The 13,098-nt window shown below is 71.5% G+C and carries 16 protein-coding genes and 1 riboswitch; of the genes, 7 read left to right on the forward strand and 9 right to left on the reverse strand.

The window, feature by feature from the left end; translation table 11 throughout:
• Positions 1 to 68: 68 nt before the first annotated feature.
• Together IF78_RS0129520 and IF78_RS0129525 are read left to right on the forward strand one after the other, a co-directional pair.
• Positions 69 to 1,301 carry a PP2C family protein-serine/threonine phosphatase gene (locus IF78_RS0129520; RefSeq protein WP_031485918.1) on the forward strand — a complete coding sequence of 411 codons (1,233 nt, stop codon included), beginning with the start codon at positions 69 to 71 and terminating at the stop codon, positions 1,299 to 1,301.
• A 322-nt stretch (positions 1,302 to 1,623) separates the two neighbouring features.
• The gene (locus IF78_RS0129525; RefSeq protein ID WP_031485919.1) at positions 1,624 to 2,358 is read left to right on the forward strand and encodes a lysophospholipid acyltransferase family protein; all 735 of its coding nucleotides are present in this window, start codon (positions 1,624 to 1,626) and stop codon (positions 2,356 to 2,358) included.
• A gap of 29 nt (positions 2,359 to 2,387) precedes the next feature.
• Here the strand turns inward: IF78_RS0129525 and IF78_RS0129530 are convergent, their stop codons facing one another.
• The 7 genes from IF78_RS0129530 to IF78_RS0129560 form a co-directional block, all read right to left on the reverse strand.
• On the reverse strand, positions 2,388 to 3,158 hold the full coding sequence (locus IF78_RS0129530; RefSeq protein ID WP_107050038.1) for an urease accessory protein UreD: 771 nt from the start codon (positions 3,156 to 3,158) through the stop codon (positions 2,388 to 2,390).
• Positions 3,155 to 3,832 (reverse strand): urease accessory protein UreG, encoded by a 678-nt coding sequence (gene ureG / locus IF78_RS0129535; RefSeq protein WP_031485921.1) that lies wholly within the window; start codon positions 3,830 to 3,832, stop codon positions 3,155 to 3,157. Before ureG ends, IF78_RS0129530 begins: the two co-directional genes overlap by 4 nt.
• A 165-nt stretch (positions 3,833 to 3,997) precedes the next feature.
• Positions 3,998 to 4,672, reverse strand: coding sequence for an urease accessory protein UreF (locus IF78_RS0129540; RefSeq protein WP_031485922.1), 675 nt, complete (start codon positions 4,670 to 4,672; stop codon positions 3,998 to 4,000).
• A gap of 13 nt (positions 4,673 to 4,685) precedes the next feature.
• The gene (locus IF78_RS0129545; protein ID WP_031485923.1) at positions 4,686 to 6,407 is read right to left on the reverse strand and encodes an urease subunit alpha; all 1,722 of its coding nucleotides are present in this window, start codon (positions 6,405 to 6,407) and stop codon (positions 4,686 to 4,688) included.
• Positions 6,400 to 6,711, reverse strand: coding sequence for an urease subunit beta (locus IF78_RS0129550; protein ID WP_031485924.1), 312 nt, complete (start codon positions 6,709 to 6,711; stop codon positions 6,400 to 6,402). The genes IF78_RS0129545 and IF78_RS0129550 overlap by 8 nt, the downstream gene beginning before the upstream one ends.
• 11 nt (positions 6,712 to 6,722) lie before the next feature.
• Positions 6,723 to 7,025, reverse strand: a complete 303-nt coding sequence (locus tag IF78_RS0129555) for an urease subunit gamma (protein WP_010988499.1) — start codon at positions 7,023 to 7,025, stop codon at positions 6,723 to 6,725.
• Positions 7,026 to 7,157: 132 nt separating this feature from the next.
• Positions 7,158 to 7,787, reverse strand: a complete 630-nt coding sequence (locus IF78_RS0129560; RefSeq protein WP_031485925.1) for a TetR/AcrR family transcriptional regulator — start codon at positions 7,785 to 7,787, stop codon at positions 7,158 to 7,160.
• A 123-nt stretch (positions 7,788 to 7,910) separates the two neighbouring features.
• Here IF78_RS0129560 and IF78_RS0129565 point away from each other — a divergent pair, with 123 nt between their 5' ends.
• Positions 7,911 to 8,894, forward strand: a complete 984-nt coding sequence (locus IF78_RS0129565; RefSeq protein WP_031485926.1) for an ABC transporter permease — start codon at positions 7,911 to 7,913, stop codon at positions 8,892 to 8,894.
• A 112-nt stretch (positions 8,895 to 9,006) separates the two neighbouring features.
• Here IF78_RS0129565 and IF78_RS0129570 read toward each other — a convergent pair whose 3' ends face one another.
• Positions 9,007 to 9,285 carry a type II toxin-antitoxin system Phd/YefM family antitoxin gene (locus IF78_RS0129570; RefSeq protein WP_031485928.1) on the reverse strand — a complete coding sequence of 93 codons (279 nt, stop codon included), beginning with the start codon at positions 9,283 to 9,285 and terminating at the stop codon, positions 9,007 to 9,009.
• 68 nt (positions 9,286 to 9,353) lie between these two features.
• On the opposite strand from IF78_RS0129570, the gene IF78_RS0129575 reads away from it, so the two are divergent.
• The 3 genes from IF78_RS0129575 to IF78_RS0129585 all read left to right on the forward strand — a co-directional run bounded on the left by IF78_RS0129575 (position 9,354) and on the right by IF78_RS0129585 (position 11,333).
• Complete coding sequence (locus tag IF78_RS0129575) at positions 9,354 to 9,989, forward strand: ATP-dependent Clp protease proteolytic subunit (protein ID WP_031485930.1); 636 nt, start codon at positions 9,354 to 9,356, stop codon at positions 9,987 to 9,989.
• A 7-nt stretch (positions 9,990 to 9,996) separates the two neighbouring features.
• On the forward strand, positions 9,997 to 10,305 hold the full coding sequence (locus IF78_RS0129580; protein ID WP_031485932.1) for a hypothetical protein: 309 nt from the start codon (positions 9,997 to 9,999) through the stop codon (positions 10,303 to 10,305).
• Between the two features lie 353 nt (positions 10,306 to 10,658).
• A riboswitch (cyclic di-AMP (ydaO/yuaA leader) is annotated at positions 10,659 to 10,856 on the forward strand.
• Between the two features lie 3 nt (positions 10,857 to 10,859).
• A complete protein-coding gene (locus IF78_RS0129585) occupies positions 10,860 to 11,333 on the forward strand; it encodes a C40 family peptidase (RefSeq protein WP_031485934.1) in 474 nt (157 codons plus the stop codon).
• A 54-nt stretch (positions 11,334 to 11,387) separates the two neighbouring features.
• Here IF78_RS0129585 and IF78_RS0129590 read toward each other — a convergent pair whose 3' ends face one another.
• Entirely contained in the window at positions 11,388 to 12,005 is a 618-nt protein-coding gene (locus IF78_RS0129590) for a LysE family translocator (RefSeq protein WP_031485935.1), read from the reverse strand.
• Between the two features lie 89 nt (positions 12,006 to 12,094).
• Here IF78_RS0129590 and IF78_RS0129595 point away from each other — a divergent pair, with 89 nt between their 5' ends.
• Entirely contained in the window at positions 12,095 to 13,012 is a 918-nt protein-coding gene (locus tag IF78_RS0129595) for a LysR family transcriptional regulator (RefSeq protein ID WP_031485936.1), read from the forward strand.
• Positions 13,013 to 13,098 lie beyond the last annotated feature (86 nt).

Genomic DNA, 13,098 nt, shown 5'->3' on the forward strand with positions numbered 1-13,098 from the left:
AGTACATCGGTACATACGCTGCACAGCGTGGGAAACTGGTCAGGTCCCGGTGGTGAGGCGGGAGCCCCATGGATGAGACGGCGATCGACTACGAGGCGGTGTTCCAGGCGCTGCCCGGAATGGTGGCGCTGCTGACCCCGGAGCTGCTCTACGCCGACGCCAACGAAGACTTCCAGCGCCTGTCCGGGCGCACCCGCGAGCAGCTGGTGGGCCGGTACATCTTCGATGTCTTCCCCGAGAATCCCAACGATCCGGCGGCGACCGGCATGCGGGACGTCCGGGCGTCGATGCTGCGCGTGGTGGCCACCGGCGAGCGCGACACGATGGCACTGCAGCGCTACGACGTCGAGGACCCCCTGAGCCCCGGCCACTGGGAGGAGCGCTACTGGAGCCCGATCAACGCGCCCGTGCCCGGCCCCGACGGCAAGGTGGCGTTCGTTCTGCACCGGGTGGAGGAGGTCACCGAACTCATCCGGCTGCGGGGCGGCTCGGGCGGTGACAGCCGGGCGCGGGTGCTGGAGGCCGAGCTGTACACGCGCGCCCGCGAGCTGCAGGAGCTCAACGACCGGCTGCGGCAGGCCCACGCCCGCGAGCGCGAGGTGGCCCTGGCGCTGCAGGAGGCGATGCTGCCCGCCCGGCGGCAGGTGGGCAACCACCGGGCGGCGGTGCGCTACCGGCCCGCGGTCGGCGCGCTGAACGTGTGCGGCGACTGGTACGACCTGGTCGACCTGGTGGGCGGCAACCGGATCGGCGTGTCGGTGGGCGACGTGGTCGGCCACGGCCTCGCGGCGGCCGGCGTCATGGGCCAGCTGCGCAGCGCCCTGAGCGCGTCCTCCCGGGTGGCCGACGGCCCGGCCCAGGCGCTCGACGTGCTCGGGCGGTACGCCCATGTGGTCGACGGCGCGGAATCGGCCACCGCGGTCACCACGTTCATCGACTTCGACGCCCGCACCATCACCTACAGCAGCGCGGGCCATCCGCCGCCGGTGCTGGTCCACGCCGACGGCGGGGTGGAGTTCCTCGACCAGGCCACCGACACGCCCCTGGACGCCCGCCCCGACCCGATCCCGAGACCGCAGGCCGCCACCACGTTCGCCGACGGCGCCACGCTCGCGCTGTACACGGACGGCCTGATCGAGCGCCGCCGCGAGGACATCGACACGGGCCTCGCCCGGCTCGCGCAGGCACTCGTCCGCCATCGCACCGCCGACCCCGAGCCCCTCGCCGACTCCGTCCTGCTGGAGCTGCTGCCACCCGGCGGCGCGACCGACGACACGGCACTGATCATCGTGCGGCTGTGATGGACGAGCAGACCCGACGGCTCCCCGCAAGGACCGACCGCCTGCCAGCCCGTGGCCGTGATCACGCCAAACCAAGCCATCCGGTTGCCGCACACCGAGCCGTGACACCAGGCTGGTCCGGCGGTTCTCCCCACCCGCAAGCACCGCCGCCCATCGGCTTCCTGACACCCAGTCAGGAAAATCGCCATGGGTCGGCATCCGTCCGTCCCTGCCCGGTTCCGGCCCGTCAACCCTGCGCCTACACTGACAGCCCCACGGCACGCTGGTTGACCTGCCAGAACGCGGCGGCCCGAGCTGATCCCCCCGAGTGAGGAGCGCCCCTTTGTTCTACTACGTCCTCAAATACGTGTTGTTGGGACCTCTCCTGAGACTGGTCTTCCGGCCTCGAATAGAGGGCCTCGAGCACGTACCGGCCACGGGCGCGGCCATCGTCGCCGGCAACCACCTGTCGTTCTCGGACCACTTCCTGATGCCGGCGATGCTCAAGCGCCGCATCACCTTCCTCGCGAAGAAGGAGTACTTCACGGGGCCGGGCCTCAAGGGACGCCTGACCGCGGCCTTCTTCCGCAGCGCCGGCCAGATCCCGGTCGACCGCACCGGCAAGGAGGCGGGCCAGGCCGCGATCCGCGAGGGGCTCGGCGTCCTGAGCAAGAACGAACTCCTCGGCATCTACCCGGAGGGCACCCGCTCGCACGACGGCCGGCTCTACAAGGGCAAGGTCGGGGTCGCGGTGATGGCGCTCAAGGCCCAGGTCCCGGTCATCCCGTGCGCGATGATCGGCACGTTCGAGGCGCAGCCGCCCGGCAAGATCATCCCGAACATCCACCCGGTGACGATCCGCTTCGGCGAGCCCCTCGACTTCTCCCGCTACGCCGGCATGGAGAACGAGAAGGCGATCCTGCGCGCGGTGACCGACGAGATCATGTACGCGATCCTGTCCCTGTCCGAGCAAGAGTACGTCGACCAGTACGCGGCCGTGGCCAAGGTCGAGCAGGCCGAGGCTGCCAAGGCCAAGGCGGACAAGGAGCGCAAGTTCCCCCGGCTGCCCATCAGCTGACTAGCCGCCTGCGCCGCCCGAGGGGGCGCTCAGACAGACCCCAGGGACTCGAGCGCCTCGTCGAGCAGCCCACGCAGCCGCAGCGCGTCCGCCGCCACGGCGCTCACCAGGGCGGCGGGCCCGGCGAGCGGCATGACGGCGGCGCCGTCCCCCAGCACCCGAGCCGCCACCGGGGCGTCCGCGAACTCCGGCCGCACGACGACGAGTTGACCGACGGCCCGACACCCGCCGAGCCCTGCGGGCCCGTCCCAGCCACCCGGCGCTCCGGGCCCGCAGGCGAGCTCCTGATCAAGAACCAACCGCCCCGCGACACTCACCCGGATCCGGCTGCTCAGCCGCCCGGGCTCCTCCCCCACGCGTCCGAGCACCTGCTCCTCACGCAGGACGAGCCGCCCCGAGGCACCGACGTCGACGCGAGTCGTCACGTGCAGATCACTGCCCCGGGCGGAGATCAACTGCTCGGGCAGCCAGCGCAGTTCACCGCCGTCGGCCACGGACAGCCGCACCTCGTACCTGGCGTCGCCCTTGTTCTGCCCCGGCAGCGCGATGGTGGCGGCCGCCGACCCGACGTGCAGCCGGGCCCCGGCCTCCACATCGGCCTCCACCGTGAAGTGATCGCCGCCGAGCGGCCCGCTCATCGCCCCGACGAGCACGACCCGTGCCTCGGCACCGCTCCCCCGGGTCCTACGGAGCGCGAGCGGCCCGCCGCCGTCGAGCACGGGCAGCGACGTACCACCCCGCCCGTCGTCCCGGGCGACGATCCACGCGAGGGCCCGTACCCCACCGGTCGCAGTCGTCATGCCGTCCACGCCGAGAGCTGCGCACGCACCCACTCGGCGACACCCCGCACACCGGGCTCGCCGCGCAGCGACTGGAACACCACCGGCAGTTCGGCCCGCTGCGCCTTGGCGTCCGCCGCCATCCGCGACAGGTCGGAGCCGACGTACGGCGCGAGGTCGGTCTTGTTGACGACGAGCAGGTCGGCGGTGGTCACCCCCGGCCCGCCCTTGCGCGGAATGTCGTCCCCACCGGCGACATCGATCACGAAGATCTGCGCATCCACGAGCCCCTTGGAGAAGGTGGCCGTGAGGTTGTCGCCGCCCGACTCGACGAGGATGAGATCGAGCGGCCCGACCTCGTCCTCGAGATCCTCGACCGCTTCGAGGTTCGCGGAGATGTCGTCGCGGATCGCGGTGTGCGGGCACGCCCCCGTCTCCACGGCCGTGATCCGCTCGGGCGGCAGCACGGCCTCCCGCAGCAGGAACTCGGCGTCCTCGCGCGTGTAGATGTCGTTGGTGACGACGGCGAGAGACAGTTCGTCACGCAGCGCCCGGCACAGCGCCGCGACGGTGGCCGTCTTGCCGGACCCGACGGGCCCGCCGAGGCCGATACGCAGGGCACGGCGCGAGCCGTCCGGGCGGCGGGCGTCGGCGCTGACGGCAGAGGGGCCGTCGTGGGAGTGGTCGAGGTGCATGCGCGGCTCCTTTGGTAGCTGGGGGTGGCCTACTCAGCCCGTCCGGCGTTTGAGGACGAGGCCGTTCAGGCCGAAGCGGGGTCTGGGGCGGTAGCCCCAGCGGGGTCGAAGGGGCAGCGCCCCTTCAGGACGGGACGGGTAGGGGCGGCGGGGGCGAAAGAAGCCCTACGACGCGAACAGCCGTACAGCCCAAGCCGCATGCACCTCCGCCCCGATCTCCAGCAACGGCCCGGAACCCGCCGGCAGTTCGTCGACACCGTCGTCGACCACCCGCCGCCCCGCCTCCACCGCACGATCGGCAACCCGGTCCATCTCCGGCGCCAACCGGGCAAGCACAGCCGTGGCGTCAAAGGGATCAAGACTCAGCAACCGCACCGTCGCACTCGCCGGCCCACTCACACTCTCGTACGCCGCGCAGTAAGCCGCCTCCACGGCCCCCAGCCCCGCCGCCCGGGCGGCAACCCCGAGCACGACCGGCTGATGGGCCCCCTTGGGAAACCGCCGGGCCAGATCGTCGAGCTCCGCCGAAGGCCACGTGGCCCGCGCCGCCCGCATCAGCTGCCGCCCCAGCTTCCGCCCCGCCGTACGCAACGCGGGCGACGGCGTACGGGCATCGGCAGCCCCGTCCAGGGCCACCGCATCGACCCCGAGCGCGGCCGCCGCGGCGAGCGAGGCAGCGACCAGCCCAGCCGTGTGCAACCGCCCCCGGCAGAAGTCCTCAAGGCTCGCGGCCCCGGTGATCCGCCCGGCCTTGACGGCCGCCTCCGCCCCGCCGGAATGCGCATGGCCCCCGGCGGGAAAACGGCCGTCGGCCAGGACGAGAAGTGCAGCGCGCGACATCGGCAACCAGCCCTCAGAACAGGAAGTAGCGCTGAGCCATGGGCAGTTCGGCCGCGGGCGTGGCCTCGACCAGCTCCCCGTCGATGTGCACGGCGAAGCTGTCGGGATCGACCCGCACATCGGGCCGCGCGTCGTTCTCCCGCATGTCGGCCTTGGTGACCGCACGCGTCGACTCGATGGCCACGAACCGCTTCCCGAGCTGGAGCCGCTCCGGCAGCCCGTCCTCGATGGCGAGCGGCGCCACGAAGTTGACCGAGTTCGAGGCGGGGGCACGTCCGATCGCGCCGAACATCGGCCGGGGCAGGATCGGCTGCGGGGTGGGGATGGACGCGTTGGCGTCGCCCATCTGCGCGTACGCGATCTGTCCGCCCTTGATGACGAGGTGGGGCTTGACGCCGAAGAACGCCGGCTCCCACAACACCAGGTCGGCGAGCTTGCCGGTCTCCACGGAGCCGATCTCGCCGCCGAGGCCCTGCGCGAGCGCGGGGTTGATCGTGTACTTGGCGACGTACCGCCGCACCCGGAGGTTGTCGGCCCGCCCGTCGCCCGGCAGCGCACCGCGCCGCCCCTTCATCACATGGGCGGTCTGCCAGGTCCGCATGACGACCTCGCCGACCCGGCCCATGGCCTGGGAGTCGGACGAGATGATCGAGATCGCGCCCAGGTCGTGCAGGATGTCCTCCGCCCCGATGGTCGACGGCCGGATCCGAGACTCGGCGAAGGCGAGGTCCTCGGGCACGGCCGCGTTGAGGTGGTGGCACACCATCAGCATGTCGAGGTGTTCCTCGGCGGTGTTGACGGTGAACGGCCGCGTCGGGTTGGTCGAGCTGGGCAGGACGTGCGGCTGGGAGACGACGGTCATGATGTCCGGCGCGTGCCCGCCGCCCGCACCCTCGGTGTGGTACGCGTGGATGCCCCGGCCCGCGATGGCGGCGAGGGTGTCGCCGACGAAGCCCGCCTCGTTCAGCGTGTCCGTGTGGATGGCGATCTGGACGCCGGTCTGGTCGGCGACGGTCAGCGAGGCGTCGATGACGGCCGGGGTGGAGCCCCAGTCCTCGTGCAGCTTGAGGCCGAGCGCGCCGCCGCGGATCTGGGACAGCATCGCCTCGTGGGAGACGGTGTTGCCCTTGCCGAGCAGGCCGAAGTTGATGGGGTGCTCCTCCATCGCCTCCAGCATCCGGGCCAGGTGCCAGGGTCCGGGCGTGACGGTCGTCGCCTTCGAGCCCTCGGCGGGTCCGGTGCCGCCACCGATGAGGGTGGTGATGCCGGAGGCGAGCGCCTCGTCGGCGATCTGGGGGCAGATGAAGTGGACGTGCGCGTCGATGGCGCCGGCGGTGAGGATACGGCCGTTGCCGGCGATGATCTCGGTCTCGGGTCCGATGACGAGGTCCGGGTGCACCCCGTCCATCGTGTCGGGGTTGCCCGCCTTGCCGATGCCGGTGATCCGGCCGTCGCGGATGCCGACGTCGGCCTTGACGATGCCCCAGTGGTCGATGATCACGACGCCGGTGATCACCGTGTCGGGGGTGCCGTCCGCGCGCGTGGCACGGGACTGGCCCATGGACTCGCGGATGACCTTGCCGCCGCCGAAGACGGCCTCGTCACCGGCGAGCCCGGGTCCGCCGGAACGGTCCTCCTCGATCTCGACGAGCAGGTCGGTGTCGGCGAGCCGGATGCGGTCGCCGGTGGTCGGGCCGAACAGGTCGGCGTACGCGGCGCGGGAGATCTCAGGCATCGAGGGCACCTCCGGTCTCGCCGCGCAGTCCGGGCACCACTCGGGCGCCGGTGAGCGGGACGAGTTCGACGTCGACGGGGATCCCGGGCTCGAAGCGCACGGCGGTGCCGGCGGCGATGTTGAGCCGCTTGCCGCGCGCTGCGTCGCGGTCGAAGTCCAGACCGGGGTTGGCCTCGGCGAAGTGGTAGTGGGAGCCGACCTGGACGGGCCGGTCGGCGGCGTTGAGGACGGTCAGCCGGGTGACCTCCCGGCCCTCGTTGTAGGCAATCGGGCCGTCGGCGAACAGGATCTCTCCGGGGATCATCGAGGCCCCCTTCAGACGATCGGGTCGTGGACGGTGACGAGCTTGGTGCCGTCCGGGAAGGTCGCCTCGACCTGGACGTCGTGGATCATCTCGGGGATGCCCTCCATGACGTCGTCCCGGGTGAGGAGCTTGCGGCCGGAGGACATGAGCTCGGCGACCGTACGGCCGTCACGGGCGCCCTCGAGGATGTGCGACGTGATGAGGGCGACCGCCTCGGGGTGGTTCAGCTTGAGGCCCCGGGCCCGGCGCTTCTCGGCGACGTCGGCCGCCACATGGATGAGCAGCCTCTCTTGCTCGTGCGGGGTCAGTTGCACGTCCCACCTCACAGTCCTCGCTCCGGACCGTGCGGGGTCCGGTTGCCGCAGCCACGGGGCAAAGTCCCTGGTGGCGTGGATGGGCAGGCTAGTTGGACCGCATTTCAAGCAAGTTAACCGAGCTGTGATCTCTCAGGCGCCCGGCTGCGCGTCCGGCATGCTCATCAGCGCTCGCAGACCGTCCTGGAGGACCTCCACCGGCGCCGTCCCGAAGAGGGCCTGCTGGGCGATGAACCCCTGCACCGAGGCGACCATGGTGCGTGCCGCGTGTTCCGCGGGGATGTCCGACCGCATCATCCCGGCCTCCTGGTACGCCTCGACGGCCTGCACCCACCTCTCGCGCAGCTCCGTGTACACGTCCGTCAGCACGGCCGCCAGCTCCTCGTTGCGCACCGTCTCCGCCCAGACCTGCAGCATCAGGCGCGGGAACAGCGGTTCACCGTCGCCGTTGAGGGACGACCAGACGCGCAGGGTCCGCCCCAGCACCAGGCCGACCAGGATGTCCGGCGGTGGCGGCGGGCTGTGCCGGGTCACGTCCTCGAAGGCCGCGCGGATCTCGCCGAGCACCTCTTTGACGATCGCCGCGATCAGCTCGTCCTTGCCGCTGAAGTAGCGGTACACCGCGCCGGCCGAGAGGTCGACCTCCTTCAGCACGTCCTGCATCGACGTGGCATGGAAGCCGTTGCGCGCGAAGAGGCGCGCGGCGCCGTCGAGGATCTGCCGGCGGCGGGCATCGAGGTGTTCCTGGGACACGCGGGCCATGCGCCCAAAGTAAAACGAACATTCCTTCTTGACAAGGCACCGCTACGGCGAGACGGTGTCCGCGTACCTAAAACGAACGATCCTTCTTTTTAGCGGGATACCCCGCAGCACCGGAGGGAAGCCATGTCCACCCGTCGCATGATCGCGGTCGTCGTCCTCGTCCCCGTCCTCGCCGCACTCGCCCTGTGGGCCTTCGCCTGGCCCGCCGCCCGCACCGCCCCGCGCGACCTGCCGCTCGGCGTGGCCGGACCGGCCGCCGCCACATCCCAGGTGGAGCGGCGACTCGCTCAGCAGGACGGCGCCTTCGAGATACACCGCTACGCCGACGAGGCCGCCGCCCGGGACGCCATCGAGGACCGGACCGTATACGGCGCGATCGTCGTCACGCCCCAGGGACCGGCACTGCTGACCGCCTCGGCCGCGAGCCCGACGGTCGCCCAGCTGCTCCAGCAGGCGGTGGCGAAGCAAGCCGCAGCCGAGGGCACCGAGGTCAAGACGGTCGACGTGGTGCCCGCACCCGGGACCGACCCGCGCGGCGCCGCCCTCAACGCGAGCGTCCTGCCGCTCGCCCTGGCCGGCATGGCGGCCGGCGCGGCGGTGACCCTCCTCGGGCTGCGCGGCATCCGCGCCGTGACCGCCCTGGTCGGCGCCGCCGCCCTGATCGGCGTGACCGCGGCCGCCCTCGCGCACAGCTGGCTGGAGGTCCTCACCGGCGACTGGTGGACGGAGGCCGCGGTGTTCACCCTGGCCACGCTGGCGGTGAGCGCCGCCGTCGCGGGGCTCGCCGCACTGATCGGCGCCGCGGGCATCGGCCTCGTGTCGTTCGTGGTCATGTTCCTCGGCAACCCGTTCTCGGGGGCGTCCTCCGCCCCGCAGATGCTGCCCGAGCCGGTCGGCGCGATCGGTCAGTGGCTGCCGCCGGGCGCGGGCGCGAGCCTGCTGCGCTCGGTGTCGTTCTTCGACGGCGCCGCCGCGACCGGACCCGCCCTGACGCTGACCTGGTGGGCCGCGCTGGGTCTGGGTGCCGTACTGCTCGGGAACGCCATGAAGTCCCGCAGGCCGAGCACCGGGCCCGCGCCGGCCCAGGAACTCGCCACCGTCGGCTGACCGGCCGCCCGGCCGCACCGAACCGACCGTGCACCCCCGCTGTAGCGGACGGGGGTGCACGGTCTCGTCGTTTGCGCGCAGGACTGCCGCGAAGGACTTCCGCGGCGGGCGGCTACGAGGGGGCGGGCCCCCGATGCTCGGCCGCGATACCGAACCGCTGCCGTTCGCGGGGAGCGGAAGCAACGCCACGGACGCTGGAGACCGAGCTGATCACCTGGTCCTCGACGGGCGCGTCGAGGGCGTCGAGTCGCTCGAGGTCAGCGGCGGAGACGAGGGCGACGAGGGGCTTTCCGTGGCGCGTCACGACGACGCGCTCACCGCCGTACACCACGCGATTGATCAGTTCGGCGAGCTCAGCCCTGGCTTGCGTCACCGGAATCTCGTAGGCCATGCTCCCTACATTACGTCATGTACGTCCTGTACATTTTTTACAGGCACCCCGGCAAGGGAGCGTGAGCCATGACCCGACCGTCCGCCCGCTATGTGCTGCCCGAGTTCACCGAGCGCACGAGTTTCGGCACCAAGACGCAGGACCCGTACTCGAAGCTGCTGGAGGAGCGGATCGTCTTCCTCGGCACGCCGATCGACGACACCTCCGCGAACGACGTGATGGCCCAGTTCATGTACCTGGAGCACAGGGACCCCGACCGGGACATCTCGCTGTACATCAATTCGCCCGGCGGCTCGTTCAGCGCCATGTCGGCGGTCTACGACACGATGCAGTACGTCACCTGCGACGTGGAGACGATCTGCCTGGGCCAGGCCGGCTCGGCCGCCGCGGTGCTGCTCGGGTCGGGCACTCCGGGCAAACGGTTCGCACTCCCGGGGGCCCGGGTGGTGATCCATCAGCCGGGGCTGCCCGAGCCGATCGAGGGCCAGGCGAGCGATCTGGCCATCCAGGCCGACGAACTGACGCGCATTCGGGTCCGGCTGGAGGAGATGCTCGCCCGGCACACCGGGCGCAGCCGTGAGCAGGTGAGCGAGGACATCGAGCGGGACAAGATCCTGAGCGCCCAGGAGGCGCTGGAGTACGGCCTGGTGGACCGGATCATCCCCAGCCGCAAGGCCACCCTCGCTCCGCCGACGGGGAGGTGATCGGCCGGTGCTCCCACCCGAGTTGCCGCCCCTGCCCGCACTGACGCGGGCGGAGGGAGAGTTGATCGACCGTTATCTCGATGTGGTGGACCTGCTCGGCCGTATCAACCCGGCGCAGTACGGCGACACCTACCGAGGACTGCGCGCAGCCCAGGCGCTGGTCGCCAAGGCGGCCGAGCTCCGGGACGCGCTGGCGCTGATGCACCAGCGGGGCGAGACGGAGCTGCACGCTCCCACGCTGGCGCGTGCGTTGCGCGTGCTGGACGGAGAGCGCCGCACGGCTCGCGTCACGTTGCCGCCGCGCTCCGACAGTTGACGAGGCGGAGGGACCGGTTCCGGCGTCTCGGCCCACTGACGGGGCGTCCGGAACGAGGCTGAAACGGACCAAACGGCGTACCCCCTTTCGGCGTAGCCACCTGTCCATTTGCGGGCCCGTCAGGGTTGCGCAACAGGCATGACTCCAAGGCGCGATTAATCGTTTTATCGCTGGTCCGGGCCTCCTCAGGCAGGTGGACACCTACTCCGAGACGGGGGTGCCCACCCGAACGGGTGAGTGGTGAGTAACCCCACAAATCCCCGATTGCGTTGGGTATTTCGCTCATCCGTGCGCCAAGATCCCTGTCTGACGACAAGCCCCCGCCAAAACGGCGGGGCGGTCCGGGCGGACGCCGAGTCCTGCCGCCGCCCGGATGACCGGTCGACAGGAGTGGATCGGCAGGAGTGGAGGACCCAAGCAAGACGGGTCGCCGGTGCGGACGTTCGTTCGAGCCGAGCAGCCCTTGGGGTGAAGCCGCGGCAACGCGGCCGGGCAACTTCGCCAGCCCGAATCCGACAGGTCATCCTTCACAGGCGGCTGACGAAGGGTTGCGCATGACTGCGCTCAATCGTGTCCCGTCGCTCATGGCCCGGGCCGGTACGGCCTCGGCTCTCACGCTCGCCGCGGTGGGCGGCACCATCGTCGCCCCCGGCTTCGCCTCCGAGGCGGAAGCCGCGACACCGGCGACGAAGGCACTTCAGATCGCGGCCTCGAAGAAGGGCTCCCCGTACAAGTGGGGCGCCGCCGGGCCGAACAGGTTCGACTGCTCCGGGCTCACGCTGTACTCGTTCAAGAAAGCGGGCAAGAAGCTGCCCCGTACGGCGGCCCAGCAGTACAACAAGACCCGCCACATCTCCGCCAAGAACCGCAAGGCCGGAGACCTGGTGTTCTTCCACTCGGGGTCGAACGTCTACCACGTCGGCATCTACGCCGGGAAGGGAAAGATCTGGCACTCCCCGAAGAGCGGGGACGTCGTGAGGCTGCAGAAGATCTGGACCAAGAGCGTGTGGTACGGCCGGGTCAAGTGACCCTCCCGGGGGCGGTGACGGCGCCCTGACGCGCCGTCACCGCCCCCGGGGCCCTCAGACGACGGCCAGCACCGGCCCGGCGAGGAGCGCCCCGCCGAAGGCCGTCAGCGCGGCGCCCGTGCCGAGCGTGACCGCCCGGGCGACCCGCGGCCTGCGCAGCCACCTGCCGAGCCGGTCCACGAGCAGCGCGACCACCTGGAACCACACCAGCGCGATCGCGAGCACGATCAGGGCGAGCAGCAGGGTCCTGGGCAGCGCGGGAGCACCCGCGGGCACGAACTGCGGCAGCACGCTGAGGAAGGTGAGGGACGCCTTCGGGTTGAGGGCGTTGGTGACAAAGCCCTGCCGCAGCGGTCGCGCGGTGGAGTCCTCGCGTGTGTCGGCCACGTCGGTGTGCCGCTGCCGCAGCGTCTGGACGCCCAGGTACAGCACATAGGCGCCGCCCACCACCTGGAGCGCCCGGAACAGCGCCGGTACGGCGGCCAGCACGGCGGCGACTCCGACCACCGCGAGCGTCACATGGACCAGCAGTCCGGCCCCGATCCCGAGCGCGCAGGCGATGCCCGCCCGGCGGGAGACGAGGGCGTTGCGTACGACGACGGTGAAGTCGGCCCCGGGCATGGCGACCAGGCCGGCGGAGACCCCGGTGAAGGCGATGAGCTGAGCGTCCATGCGGCCAGGGTGCCGTGCGGATGCCTTCAGCAGGTATTTCGAATATCCTGGGGATTCCTAAAGCATCTCTTAAGGCTCGGGAGGCTCGCGTGTACGACCCGACCCGCCTCGCCGCCCTGGTGGCGGTCGCGGAGGCGGGTTCGATCACCCGGGCGGCCGAGCGGCTCGGCTACACCACCCCGGCGCTCTCCCAGCAACTGGCCAAGCTCGAGCGCGAGGCGGGCACCGCCCTTCTGGTACGGCACCATCGCGGGGCGCGGCTGACGGGTGCCGGCGAGCTGCTGGTGGCGCGGGCGCGGCGGGTGCTCGACGAACTGGAGCGGGCCCGGCACGAACTGGCCCGGCTGACCGGTCTCTCGGGCGGCACGCTCCGGCTGGGCACCTTCCAGACCGCCGGCATCCATCTGCTGCCACCGGTCCTCAGCGCCTTCCGCCGGGCGCATCCCGACGTGGAGCTGACCGTCGCCGACTACGAACCGTCGGCCGGTGTCTCCGCCGTGGCGGCCGGCGAGGTCGATCTGGCGCTGACCCACGCGTACGAGCCCGGCGCCCCGGCCCCGCTCCCGTCCTCCGTCGGCATCGAGCCGATCCTCGTCGAGGAACTGGTCCTGGTCTCCGCTCCGGGCCACGCCCTCACCAGCGCAACCGCGCGGCTGCCGCTGACCGAACTCGCCGGCCAGCCCCTGATCAGCATGGCACCGGACGCCCCGGCCCGACGGGAGGTCGAGGCGACCCTGGCCCGGGCAGGGGCCACGCCCTCGGTCCTGGTCCCGACACCCGGGTATCTCCTGGTGTGCGCGCTGGCCAGTGCGGGGCTCGGCGTCGCGGTGGTACCGGAGATGGTGGCGCGGACATCGGTGACGCCGGTGGGGGTGCGGGCGCTGGAAGGTGGAGGGCTGCGCCGTACGATTTCGGTCGCCTTCCGCAGCGACGAGACAACACCTGCGGCGGATGCCTTCCGGGCGCTGCTGCGCGGAACTTTCAACCGAGCCCAGCAGCAGGCCTGAGCGCGGCCGGCCGAGCCCACTCCGGTTCGGCAACGTCCTCAAGGGGCGCGGGGCTGTGTCGATATGCGGCTCCGCCGCGTTGGGGG

The organism is Streptomyces bicolor, from assembly GCF_000719285.1.
In the GTDB taxonomy this organism is placed as follows: Bacteria; Actinomycetota; Actinomycetes; order Streptomycetales; family Streptomycetaceae; genus Streptomyces; species Streptomyces bicolor.

Excerpts from the sequence above, each read along its gene's own strand:
- IF78_RS0129520 (WP_031485918.1), top strand. The coding sequence starts at position 69 with ATGGATGAGACGGCGATCGACTACGAGGCGGTGTTCCAGGCGCTGCCC.
- IF78_RS0129530 (WP_107050038.1), bottom strand. The coding sequence starts at position 3,158 with ATGACGACTGCGACCGGTGGGGTACGGGCCCTCGCGTGGATCGTCGCC.
- ureG (WP_031485921.1), bottom strand. The coding sequence starts at position 3,832 with ATGCACCTCGACCACTCCCACGACGGCCCCTCTGCCGTCAGCGCCGAC.
- IF78_RS0129540 (WP_031485922.1), bottom strand. The coding sequence starts at position 4,672 with ATGTCGCGCGCTGCACTTCTCGTCCTGGCCGACGGCCGTTTTCCCGCC.
- IF78_RS0129545 (WP_031485923.1), bottom strand. The coding sequence starts at position 6,407 with ATGCCTGAGATCTCCCGCGCCGCGTACGCCGACCTGTTCGGCCCGACC.
- IF78_RS0129550 (WP_031485924.1), bottom strand. The coding sequence starts at position 6,711 with ATGATCCCCGGAGAGATCCTGTTCGCCGACGGCCCGATTGCCTACAAC.
- IF78_RS0129560 (WP_031485925.1), bottom strand. The coding sequence starts at position 7,787 with ATGGCCCGCGTGTCCCAGGAACACCTCGATGCCCGCCGCCGGCAGATC.
- IF78_RS0129565 (WP_031485926.1), top strand. The coding sequence starts at position 7,911 with ATGTCCACCCGTCGCATGATCGCGGTCGTCGTCCTCGTCCCCGTCCTC.
- IF78_RS0129570 (WP_031485928.1), bottom strand. The coding sequence starts at position 9,285 with ATGGCCTACGAGATTCCGGTGACGCAAGCCAGGGCTGAGCTCGCCGAA.
- IF78_RS0129575 (WP_031485930.1), top strand. The coding sequence starts at position 9,354 with ATGACCCGACCGTCCGCCCGCTATGTGCTGCCCGAGTTCACCGAGCGC.
- IF78_RS0129585 (WP_031485934.1), top strand. The coding sequence starts at position 10,860 with ATGACTGCGCTCAATCGTGTCCCGTCGCTCATGGCCCGGGCCGGTACG.
- IF78_RS0129590 (WP_031485935.1), bottom strand. The coding sequence starts at position 12,005 with ATGGACGCTCAGCTCATCGCCTTCACCGGGGTCTCCGCCGGCCTGGTC.